Here is a 12,170-nt window from a genome sequence, read left to right as displayed (position 1 = left end):
TGTTTCAATAGATCCATAAAAATCTCCTTTGCTATATTGTAATAAAGCCATATTTATAAGAGCCCTTGCTACACCCAAAGAATCCTTTTTATCTAAGAAATCATTTTTTGATAAATTAAAATAGTAGAATGCTGAATCTGAGTTATTCTGATCTCTAAATGAAGCAGCCCTCTCAAAATGTTTATTAGTTGGAGGTTGCTTGATAACTATACTATCTTTGTTACAAGAAATAATTGTAAATAAGATAATTAATATTAATGAATTTTTCATGGGAAATGTTTACTGCAAAGTAATAAAAAAGGACAGATCTATGCAATCTGTCCAAAAATAATTAATTATGGTTTTGTAAATGGCGGAGGTATTTGTCCGGTATTTCCTCCTACTGGTCCACCTGTTCCTGGGTCCGTTCCATCTCCAGGATCTGTCCCTGTCCCAGGATCCATTCCCGTTCCCGGATTGGTGGTCTGAATGGTTACTGTTCCGTTATTATCATTGTTACATGATTGAGTATTGGCACTATTATTCCCGAATGCTAAAGCGATTAGCATCAATATTAAGTCTAACATTTTTAAAAAATTTTGAAGTTGAAATTGTTTTTCTTCCTCTCACGAAGTATTTATCGCGAGCAGTACACTGTTAAAATTTCGAAGCGCTTCTTAAATTTTTTGGGAAGTAGACCTTCAAAAACGGAAGAGAAACATCTGCTTCCCAACCCGGATATTTTCTTCCGTTTTATCTGGTAGTTTTTGAAATCAGTTTCGTAACTTTGGTTTTGTCTTTTGTTTTAATTGTTTGTTTCTCACTGATTTCTGATTACAAATTTCTAGTAATTCTTACAGGCGTCACAGACAAATAATAGACATGAATAGACATGAAAATGGACAGGAAGAGCATTACGGAAATCCGTAATGTAGAATGATAGAAAATCAAGTATTTTGTATTACCCTTAAAAAACTAATTATGTCCAAAATTAAACTACTACTTAATGAGGTATTTCAACAAGCAAAACTAGACTCAGGTAAAACCAAGAAATACCCCTTAGCTCTTTATCTGAAGATACATCTTGAAACTTTTAATGTCTATTTGGATGAAAAAACATTTGTCAGGTATTATGACGCTTATGTTTTAGAAAAAGGAAAAGAAACAGAGCCTGATTCTGATACTTTGAATAAGTTAAGTCATTATTTAGGTTACAAAGATTTTACAGATTTTTCCAGAACATTTGTAAAAAAAGATGATGAAACTAATAAAACGACAGTTAAAATAAGTGTTGATGACGATGAAGAATCTTTAGCAGAAAAGCTTTCAAAAATTGTGATCAATATTACCAACGAACAGTATTTTAAAGTACCGGATTTCCTAAAGAAGAATGGGATGGGTATTGTTGAAATGGTTTTTTTAGTGTTGCTTGTAACCGGCGGAGTCGTATTTTCTAAAGATAAAAAATCAGTTTTTGGATTTTCATCAATTTGGAATGATCCTGCCATCGAAAAACCCTATATGTATTGGGACAAAGACCGTTATATAGCCAGCGACAGCAGTTTTATAAACCCTCAGACTGATGTGGTGCCTATGGATCCAACTAAATTTGTCTATCAGAAAAAAATCACGAGGCCGGACACGCTGACGATTGAAAATGCGGTGGATAAGGTTTGGTATGATAAAAGTGACAATCACGTTGAGTTCTTTACCAATTATGGAACACATCCTGAAAATGGAAAGACCTTAAAAGCCGCTACTCCACATATTGTTGAAACCTACGGCGGTGAAAATGCAAGTCTTGAACTGGCCGACAATTAAATTTCTTTACAATGATTTAAACTTTACTTAAAACAATTCACCGGATATTCCTTTATTTTCGTCTTTTTTTAAGGATGAATAAAGGAATATTCTCATTTTTAATGCTGGCTTGTTCCCTGTTTCCGGCGCAGCAAAAGCCGGTGCAGATTGCTTTTCTCTCCGATGTGCATTTCCAGGACCTGTACGGAAGCTTTTCCGATCAGGGTTTTAAAGGGATCACCAATCCCAAAACAGGAAAACCCACGATCCTCAGGACCATGGATTCGCAACTGCATTCGACCCGGATTTTTAATGAAAACTATTTTGCCTTTCTCAAAGCCCTGGACGATATTGCGGCAAAAGGAATTACCATCGTAGCGATGCCCGGCGATTTTTCGGATGACGGGCAGGCGTATAACATCCGTGGATTGCATCGCATTTTAGACCAGTATTACAAAAAATACGGCATCAATTTTTATCTCACTACGGGAAATCATGATCCGGTAGGGCCGTTCCGGCAGGAAGCGGGAAAAGATGATTTTCTGGGAGAAGACGGGAATCCTTTGGGGATTTACAGCCGGGAATATAGAGGAAAGGCCAACCGTAAAATCATTACCGGAGACATTGCCGAATCCGGATACCTGGAAATTTTGCACGAACTGAAAGATTTCGGTTTCTATCCGAAGAAAGAAAACTTGTTCTGGAGCACACCTTTCAGCTCCGGGTCTGTTGAAAATTATTCCTACGAACAAGCATTGGCGAATGCCGGTTACGATAAAAGAAAGTACGAAGTCACCAAAGGATTTTACGTTCCGGATCTGAGCTATGTCGTAGAACCGGTAAAAGGCGTCTGGCTGCTGGCCATCGACGGCAATATCTACATTCCGAAGAACCTCAGCGAAAATCCGGGCAACCCCTCCAATTACAAAGGCGCAGGCATCGGGTACAATAACGTCTTAACCCATAAAAAACACCTGATCGACTGGGTAAAAAGGATTACCTCGGAAGCGAAACGAAACGGCAAAACGGTGATTGCCTTTACCCATTATCCGATGATCGATTTCAATGACGGGGCGACCGGTGAAATCAAAAAGCTGCTGGGCGGGAAAAAATGGCAGTTGGAAAGGGTTCCCGATGAAGAAGTGGCTCAGGCTTTTGCAGAAGCCGGACTGGCTGTTCATTTTGCCGGGCATATGCACATCAACGATACGGGCATTAAGAAATTTAAGGAGAAAATGCTGGTGAACATCCAGGTTCCTTCGCTGGCGGCTTATCTCCCGGCGTATAAAATCCTGACTATCCAATCCCCTGATCGGATGGAAGTCACCACAGAAGTTTTACATGATGTCCCAAACTTCAACGAACTGTTCCCGCTTTATGAAAAGGAATATCAAGCTTTACAAAAGGACAAAACAAAAATCCTCTGGAATAAAGACATCCTGAAAACGAAATCCTATCGCGATTTTATGCTGTTTCACCTGAAAGAGCTGGTACGCCTGCGGATGATCCCCGATGACTGGCCGGAAGATTTTATAAAAAAAGCCGGAAAAATAAGTGGGGAAGAGCTGTTGCTGCTGGTCCAGACCAAAGCGCAGTTAAAGGAAAAAGGAATTGATGCTAAAGCTTTCAGGCGATGGAATGTTGAAGATCTTCTGCTCGATCTGTATAAATTCCAGTCAGCGGATGAACTGGCAAAAAATGATATCCCGAAAGAAAGGCGCAAACAGTACAGGCTTTTGGAGGAAGTCTACGCAAACAGCAGGGCAGAGGATCCGTTTATCGTACAATTAAAATCCGTTTTCAAAATCTTTTCTCAACTATCCTCGGGAGATCCGGCAGACCATTTTGAAATCGATCTGGAAAAGCAGGAGATCAGAAGATTGTAATTAATCTCCGCAGATCTTTGCATTTTAAATTTCCTGTGCTGAAGAACATTGTGCCATTTGTGCTTAAACCAACGTCATGTCAACCCGGAAAGTTATATCTCAATCCATTTAAATTTCCTGTGTTATTGCGAAAAATTTGCGCCATTTATGTTTAAAAATCAGAAAAGACCGCCGGTGATCCGGCAGCCTTTTCCATTATAAATCTAATCGTAAAAAATGTTCTATTTTCCGGTTACCGGATTTTTCCTTTCATACCTGTTGTTGTCAAAGCTGATTTTATAGTCTGACTTAAACAGTTTACTTGGCTGATAATAATCCGTCGTGATCACCTGCGCCCCGCTTTCTTTCGCCTTTTCAAACCTGGAATAATCTTCTTTCCTCGCTTCCATGGTATCGGCATCAGCACGTGTCCGGACAATGTACCCTTGTTTTACCAGCCCGATGATTTCCGGACCCGGGTCGTTTCTGAATAAAACGGCTGCCTCAGGAGCTCCCGGCGCTGAATCGGTGAAAATCATTCTTCCTTTCAGGGACGGATGGCCCTGTATGTACAGATCCCGGTTTTCGCTGTTGTTGTCGAGGACGAATAAGAATTTTCCTTTGGCATCTTTCACTTTCGGCCATTGCTTATCCAGAACGGCTGCGTTCAAAGTGGGATAAGAACCGCGGATGTCGTCAGGAGTAATGATCTTATTCTTCCCCAGATACTTTTCAAGTTCACCATCCAGCTCATCGAAAAGCTTTGATGTATAATGTTCCGGTTCGGTTCCGTATCGGTTGGCCTTACCGTCTTTCGGTTCCAGCGTAATAAAGACCGGATCATGATCGGGATGCGCATCCGACCATTTCTTCAGGTCTTTCAGGCAGTCTTCAAGCGTATAATATTGCGTCTGGTAATCGATGTCCGTAATATGGATCATTTTATACCCCGGTTTCTTCATCTTCCCTTCCGGATCGAAAGGCTGCGTGGTTTTTACCAGGTCTAAGATTTTCGGGTGGGCATATTTTCCGCCTTTGCGGTCGGCATACACATCAATTTCAAGGTTGCGGAGCCCCAGGTCAAGCTGCTGCGGGATCGGGATATGCTCATACTGAATTCTCGGAAGAAGATTCAGCGAATCTCTTTGGGAAAGGTATTCATAGACTTCCGGAAGGATGGCTTTTTTGTAGGAGTTATGGGAACCGATCACCTGGATCTCGTTGATCTTCAAATCGTCAAGCTTCGGCGCCTGTGCCCGGAGAAGAACGGAAGAAGATAAACATGCGCTAAAAAAAACTGCCTTTTTCATGAATCAGAATTTGTTTCAGCGAAAATAGCAAGTCTTTTTGCGACGGCACTTATACAGTATGTTAAGTCTTTTTTACGGTTGTGTAAATTGCAGAAATGCCCTGCCTGTAAGTAGTTGACGATGAAGGCCGTTCCATTATCTCAAAAACGGACATTTATATTTATTTGATTTTAAGATAATATTAGGTTAAAATCATTTCCGCCCAAACGCTTTTACTTTGTACCCCGAAAATAAAAACTAACGCGGCCTGAAATAAAAACCACTGTTGCGGCAACAACAGCGGCTTTTGATCAAGCAATGTAACGTCTTGCAATTACTTTACTTAATGATATGTACCACAAAATTAATTCTTTTACATTTAAAAAACTAATTCCGATCGCATTGATTTTCCTGGTTTCCCATCAGGTTCATGCAGAAAGGCTTCCGGCACATTATACCGTAGCTTCAGAGGTGAAGGAAACCATCACAGGAAATGTAACCGATCAGGACGGTTCGTCTGTAGAAGGCGCGAAAGTGACGGTTGTAGAGACGGGAGAAACCGTTACCACCGACGCTTCCGGAAACTTTACGGTTTCAGCTGCCATCGGGCAGACCCTTTCGATTTCCTATGAAGGATATTCGACACAGCTAGTGAAAATTTCGGGAACCACAGTTTCAGTAAGTTTATCCTCAAAAAAAAGTGCTGCTGCTATTGAGGAAGTGACCCTGGTAGGATACGGTTCGCAGAAAAAATCTGATCTTACGGGAGCGATCAGCCAGCTGAAGGCCGAGAACTTCAAAGAAGGGATGAACATCTCCGTAGACAACCTGATGCAGGGTAAAGTAGCGGGGGTACGTATCGTACAGACCAGCGGCGAGCCGGGAGCAGGGGTAAATGTTTCCATCCGGGGAATCGGATCCATTAGAAGTGGAAGTACACCTTTATTCGTTGTAGACGGTGTTCCCCTGAACAATGACCCGGTAAGTGCCCAGAGCCCGAACGTGGGATTGGGAAATGTACAGGCTAAAAACCCCTTGAACTTTTTAAATACCAACGATATCGAATCCATCACCGTACTGAAGGATGCTTCTGCAGCGGCAATCTATGGGGCAAGAGGTTCCAACGGGGTAGTGCTGGTAACAACCAAAAGAGGGAAGAAAGGCGAGCCGATGTTTACCTATGATACCTATCTGGGATTCTCTTCGGTGATCAAAAAGCTGGATTTGCTGACGGCCGGTGAATACAGAGCGGCAGGAATCAATAAGCTGTACGACCACGGCGGAAATACCGATTGGCAGGACGAAATTTACAGAAATGCCGTTTCTTCCAATCATTCGGTTTCCTTTTCCAAAGCCACGGATACCGGAAGCTACTTTGCCTCCGTTTCGCACATGGACCAGGACGGCATCGTGCTGAACAGCAGCTTTAAAAGAAATACGGCCCGCATCAACGCAGAAGAATCTTTCTTTGATAATAAAAGGCTGAAAGTGAAGGTAAACCTTACCGCCAGCGATATCAAGGAAACCGGGATCCCGAACGGCGGCAACGCAGGATCCGACGGGCAGCTGATCATCCACGCGCTGATGGCCAATCCTACGCGTTCCGTATACGATGAAAACGGAAACTATACCAATTTCAACATGAACGCGCATTACAATCCCCTGTACCTGTTGAGCGTTTACAGTGATAAAACCAACACCTTCAGGGTCTTGGGGAATACGGAAGCCACGTTGAGAATCTTACCGGGGCTGAATTATAAATTCAATCTGGGGATCGATAAAACCATGTCGGAAAGAAATACCACGATGTACCCGAACCTTACCGACAGAACGCCGAAAGGTATTTATGTACAGGCTAATCTCGATGCTTACAATGTACTCCTGGAACATTACCTGACATATGATTTTACGCTGCAAAGGCATAATTTCAGTTTACTGGGCGGTTTCTCCTATCAGAAATTCAAAAATACCGGAACGTATTTCGGTGTGAAAGATATTTCGGCACAGGGATCGGGAATTGCTCCGGAAATCAATCCCGGATATTCGGGAACCGCATTTGTCCCGGGAGCCGGCTATGCCCAGGAAAATGAACTGCAGTCGTATTTCGGAAGGGTAAATTATAATTTTGATAAAAAATATTTAATCACGGCCTCCCTGAGGGCGGACGGTTCTACCCGTTTCGGGATGAACAACAAATACGGATATTTTCCTTCGGTGGCCGTGGGCTGGACGGTTTCCAATGAAAATTTCCTGAAAGGGAATGCGGTCATCAACGAATTAAAATTAAGAGGAAGCTGGGGACAGACCGGGAACCAGGAAGTACCGAACAAGATTACCCAGGCGAGTTCTTCACTGACCCAGGCTTCAGGATACTATCTGTATAGTAATTTAAATCTCATCAATGGGGTTTCCATCAACAGAACGGTAAATCCGGATCTTAAATGGGAAGTGGTGGAGCAGACCAATATCGGGGCGGACTTCAGCCTCTTCAGAAACAAGCTGTACGGATCATTGGAATATTACCATAAAACGACAAAAGATCCGATCCTGAATATTCCTTCAAGACCACTGAGTCCTACCAGCAACGTATGGAGAAATGTGGACGCACAGATTGTAAACAAAGGTTTTGAATTCTCTTTAGGTTCGGAAATCATCCGAAACGAAAACTTTACCTGGAATTTTGATGTAAACGGAGCTACCGTAAATAACATGGTGGAAGATCTTCCGGTTTCGGCCATTTATTCAGGAGAGGTTTCAGGGCCGGGACTTTCCGGGGTTACGGCAAATATTTATAAAAACGGTTATGAAGCCGGATCTTTCTACATGTACAATTACCTTGGGGTAGACGCCAACGGAAAATATATTTATGAAGACCTCAATGGCGACGGAAGAATCGATCAGAACGACCGGAAAATCTTCGAAGGCGCCATTCCGAATTTCACTTTCGGGATCAATTCCTATATAAAATACAAAAATTTTGACTTTGCCTTTTCATTCATCGGACAGACCGGCGGATATCTGGTCAACAATACGGCACTGGATTTAAACATCAACAACCTGGCATCCGACCGGAATGTGTTGAAAAGCTTTTACGAATCAGGTGCCGGCTTTACCAATCAGCCCCAGTTGTCTTCCCTGTATCTTGAGAAATCAGACTTTATCCGCCTGAATAATGTAAGGCTGGGATATACCTTCAATATGGATCAGCTGAAATTCCTCAAAAGCATCAATCTGTATGTAAGTGCACAGAATGTATTTACCATTACCGACTATACGGGCTATGATCCTCTGGTAGATACCAACAAGCAGGTAGGCGGAAACCAGTCGCTGGGGATTGATTATACGACGTATCCGTCTGCGAAAACGTTCATTTTAGGAGCAACTGTTAAATTTTAATCAAGTTAAAAGAAATTATGAAATCTAAATTTTTAAATATTAATATCCTTGTTTTATCTGTGGCTGCATTCGCTTTGGTAGGATGTACCAATCTGGATGAGAAAGTAATCGATGAGGTACTGGGCGCTGAAGTGGCCGATCCTGAAGCAGCCCTGGCTGCTGCTTACAGCCAGCTTGGCGAAGGAACTTTTGTAGACCATGGCGGCGTTTTCGCCCTGCAGGAATATTCTACCGATGAAGCCATTCTGCCAACCAGAGGAAGCGACTGGGGCGACGGCGGAAAATGGAGGGCCATGCATGAATTTACCTGGGATGCCAACAATGATGTGGTAAAAAATACCTGGAACCAGCTGAATTTCGGGATCACCAAATCGTTAACGGCAATAGCCAGCGCCACTAAAAGCACAGGGGCAAACAAGGCGCTATTTCTGGCTGAAGCAAAAGGTTTGCTGGCATTTTATACCTATACGACCATCGACCTGTTCGGGCAGGCGCCGTACAGGGATCCTGAAAATATTAATGCCCCGATCCAGATCCGGAAAGCGGAAACCACCATCGATGCTTTAATTACGGAAGTAGAAGGGCTGATCCCTAACCTGGCCGATATTAAAACCCAGAATACCCACGCCGGAAGATTTACCAGACAGGCAGCGTACGCACTGCTGGCGGATATGTATCTGAACAGGGCCGTTCTGAAAAATAAAACAGGCAGTAAATTTAACTTTACAGAGCAGGCCATTAATGGAGGCGGAACCGATATGGATAAAGTGATCCAGTATTCCGGTTTGCTGATCAACAATTCCCTTTTCAGTCTAGAATCCAATTATTTCCACAATTTCGACATCGATAACGATACGAGTAAGGAAATGATCTTTACAGTGGTTCAGAAGAAAATCGCCAATTCGGATAAAGGTTCCGATAATGACCTGGCCTATATGTCCATGGAAAGGATCCAGAAACCGTCGCCGGATAACAGAGGAACAAACGCCTCATGCGTAACCCCGGAATTTTATTATTCGTGGGACGGAAACCATAACGATCCCCGTTTCCAGCGAAGCTATCAGTATTCGGACGGAACATGGTTCAGGAATGACGGCACCGATGTAAGCGTACCGTCTACCAGCAAAGTGGAAGGAACAGGAAAACCGTGGTTCCATTTCAACAGAGGCCTGCAGGTAGGGCAGCAGTACGGCCCTAAGATTGTCAACGGAAATTTTGATATGACGGCAGACGGCAGAATTAAAGTTTATAAACTCTTTACGGAAAAAAATACCACCCTGGCCGCAGATTTTACGCCCGATCTTAATTTTGATAATCCTTCGGAAGCGGTTTTTACCCAGGCACAAATCAACAGAGGGGTAAGAAACTTCAAATTTGAATTTGATCCCGGCTATGGAAACAACGGGACAAGCGGTGTCGATGTTCCTCTATACCGGTTGGGAACCATCTATATGATGAGAGCGGAAGCCTATTTCAGGAGCGGAAATGTAACTGCTGCCTTAAATGATGTTAATATGCTCAGAACTAGCCGGACGAATGACGCTTTAAAAGGCAATGCTGCGGGAGTTGCCCTTGCTTCTCTGGATGCCAATACTTTATTTAAGGAATCGGGTTATGAGCTGTATTGGGAATTATACAGAAGGAAAGCCATGATCAGGTTTGAGAAGTTTGATCTTGCAGGAACGGCAAAACCGGTTTCCCAGCCCTACCGGAGAATTTTTCCAATCCCTCAGGCCACCATTGATGCCTCAAAGGATTTTACCCAGAATCCCGGATACTAAGACGGTTATTTCTTTATAACGATTATTTTTGTAAACAAAAAGCGAAGGGATCATTCTCTTCGCTTTTATTTTTAAATTGATGCAGGATTACTCTGCATTCAGCATACCCAGTTCTTCATAATGCTTTTTGAATTTCTGGATTTTCGGCCCGACGACCGCGCTGCAGTACGGCTGTGTAGGATTTTCATTATAATAGCCCTGGTGGTACTGTTCTGCCGGCCAGAACTTATCGAATTGGGTAAGTTCGGTCACATAGGTTCCTGCCCATTTTCCGGACTGTTTTGATTTTTCAATCGCTTCTTCCGCTTTTGCCTTTTCCGCCTCGTCTTTATAATAGATCACGGAGCGGTATTGGGTGCCGATATCATTCCCCTGTCTGTTGAGCTGGGTAGGATCGTGAAGGAAAAAGAAAACATCCATCAGCTGCCCGTAGGAAATAACGGCAGGATCATAAGTGATCTGTACCACTTCTGCATGGCCTGTTGTTCCCGTACATACTTCTTCGTAGGTGGGATTGTCTTTATGCCCTCCGGAATATCCTGAAACGGCCGATTGTACGCCTTTCAGCATATTGAAGCAGCTTTCCACACACCAGAAACATCCGCCTCCGAACGTGATCTGTTCTAAATTATTGTTGTCCATTGTTGTTTGATTATTGTCGTTAAAATATTTGTCTCTTCAAGGGATAGGATGGAGAAAAAACCTATCAAAAATAAGGAAAAGTTTTTCAATTTCCGCGCCATCCTCCGATCCAAACCCAAATGGTAATGATAGATCAGACAAATTAATAAGTCTTTAGACAATAAAAATTTGCATACTATTTTTTAATGTACAGGATTTTTTTTCATAAAGTACCGTTTCAAGGAAGCCAAGGATGAATCAGCAAGCTGATTGATAAAGCTGGCGTTTGCTTTGCGCAGCAGATCTGTATGCCTTTTCTGCCTGAAATCAGCAGGATGAAAAATTCATCTGGTGTTTAAAAAATTCTGCAAACAAAAAAGCACCCTAAAAGAGGATGCTTGTATTATGTAAATAGATTTCAATTATTTTTCCCAAACCAGCGCACTTGCTCCTAAAATGGCAGCATCCGCTTCGTCCAGTTCACTGAAAACCAATTTTACTTTATTTCTGAAAATAGGCAACAGGTTTCTTTCCATGTGGAGTTTGGTAGGCTTCAGGATAAAATCGCCTGCCTTGATCACGCCGCCGAACAGCAGGATGGCTTCCGGTGAAGAGAACATCACAAAATTAGCCAGGGCTTCCCCCAGTTTCTGTCCGGTATACCGGAACACTTCCATGGAGATCGGATCGCCTTTGAGAGCGCATTCGTGAACGGTTTTGGAATTGATGGATTCTTCAGGATATTGATTCAGGATGGATTCCGGGAATTCGGCTCTCATTTTCTTGGCGGTGATGGCAATCCCTGTTGCGGAGGCATAAGCTTCCAGACAGCCTTCGGAGCCGGTGCTCCAGTGTTTTCTTCCACCGGGTTTCACGATGGTATGTCCCAATTCTCCGGCAAAACCGTCATGTCCGTAGACAAGCTTTCCGCCGGCTACGATTCCGCTTCCTACACCAGTGCCCAGGGTAATCATGATAAAATCTTTCATTCCGCGCGCTGCCCCGAAAAGCATCTCTCCGATAGCCGCCGCATTGGCATCATTGGTAATGGTGCACGGAAGACCGAACCTTGCTTTGATAAGCTCTGCAAAAGGGATGATACCTTTCCAGGGAAGGTTAGGCGCCTGCTCGATGGTTCCCGTGTAGTAGTTGGCATTTGGAGCACCTACTCCGATCCCGTCGAAATTCTTTTCATTTCCATGGTTATCGATCAGCGGAGCCACCGCTTCGTATAGGGCGTCAATATAACCTTCTACGGTAGGATAGGCATCGGTCCGGATGTTTCCTTTTTCCAGGACTTCCCCCCGGTGGTTTACGACTCCAAATTTGGTGTTTGTCCCGCCGATATCAATTCCGAGCGCAACGTGTTTTGACAAATCTACTAATGACATTCTGTTCTAAAATTCTAAAAGGTTAAAATTATAAAAAAGATTGTATTA

At 43.1% G+C, this 12,170-nt stretch carries 8 protein-coding genes and 1 pseudogene; 4 read left to right on the top strand and 5 right to left on the bottom strand.

The window, feature by feature from the left end; all coding sequences use genetic code 11:
- Positions 1-270, bottom strand: a pseudogene (locus tag FY557_RS13065) (hypothetical protein); the annotation flags it as partial.
- 65 nt (positions 271-335) lie between these two features.
- Positions 336-548, bottom strand: coding sequence for a hypothetical protein (locus FY557_RS13060; RefSeq protein WP_149247689.1), 213 nt, complete (start codon positions 546-548; stop codon positions 336-338).
- 412 nt (positions 549-960) lie between these two features.
- Between FY557_RS13060 and FY557_RS13055 the strand changes: the two genes are divergently transcribed.
- The gene (locus FY557_RS13055) at positions 961-1,800 is read left to right on the top strand and encodes a hypothetical protein (protein WP_149247688.1); all 840 of its coding nucleotides are present in this window, start codon (positions 961-963) and stop codon (positions 1,798-1,800) included.
- Positions 1,801-1,874: 74 nt separating this feature from the next.
- The gene (locus tag FY557_RS13050; protein WP_149247687.1) at positions 1,875-3,665 is read left to right on the top strand and encodes a metallophosphoesterase family protein; all 1,791 of its coding nucleotides are present in this window, start codon (positions 1,875-1,877) and stop codon (positions 3,663-3,665) included.
- A gap of 221 nt (positions 3,666-3,886) precedes the next feature.
- On the opposite strand, the gene FY557_RS13045 is transcribed toward FY557_RS13050, so the two are convergent.
- Entirely contained in the window at positions 3,887-4,954 is a 1,068-nt protein-coding gene (locus FY557_RS13045; RefSeq protein WP_149247686.1) for a phosphatidylinositol-specific phospholipase C1-like protein, read from the bottom strand.
- A gap of 330 nt (positions 4,955-5,284) precedes the next feature.
- On the opposite strand from FY557_RS13045, the gene FY557_RS13040 reads away from it, so the two are divergent.
- The gene (locus FY557_RS13040; protein ID WP_149247685.1) at positions 5,285-8,329 is read left to right on the top strand and encodes a SusC/RagA family TonB-linked outer membrane protein; all 3,045 of its coding nucleotides are present in this window, start codon (positions 5,285-5,287) and stop codon (positions 8,327-8,329) included.
- Between the two features lie 17 nt (positions 8,330-8,346).
- Positions 8,347-10,110, top strand: coding sequence for a RagB/SusD family nutrient uptake outer membrane protein (locus FY557_RS13035; RefSeq protein WP_149247684.1), 1,764 nt, complete (start codon positions 8,347-8,349; stop codon positions 10,108-10,110).
- Between the two features lie 87 nt (positions 10,111-10,197).
- Here FY557_RS13035 and msrA read toward each other — a convergent pair whose 3' ends face one another.
- Both msrA and FY557_RS13025 read right to left on the bottom strand, forming a co-directional pair.
- The gene (msrA, locus tag FY557_RS13030; protein WP_149247683.1) at positions 10,198-10,752 is read right to left on the bottom strand and encodes a peptide-methionine (S)-S-oxide reductase MsrA; all 555 of its coding nucleotides are present in this window, start codon (positions 10,750-10,752) and stop codon (positions 10,198-10,200) included.
- A gap of 401 nt (positions 10,753-11,153) precedes the next feature.
- Positions 11,154-12,122, bottom strand: a complete 969-nt coding sequence (locus FY557_RS13025) for an ROK family protein (protein WP_149247682.1) — start codon at positions 12,120-12,122, stop codon at positions 11,154-11,156.
- Positions 12,123-12,170: the final 48 nt, after the last annotated feature.

This window comes from Chryseobacterium sp. SN22 (genome assembly GCF_008329705.1).
Classification (GTDB): domain Bacteria; phylum Bacteroidota; class Bacteroidia; order Flavobacteriales; family Weeksellaceae; genus Chryseobacterium.
This window is presented reverse-complemented; position numbering and strand designations above follow the sequence as displayed.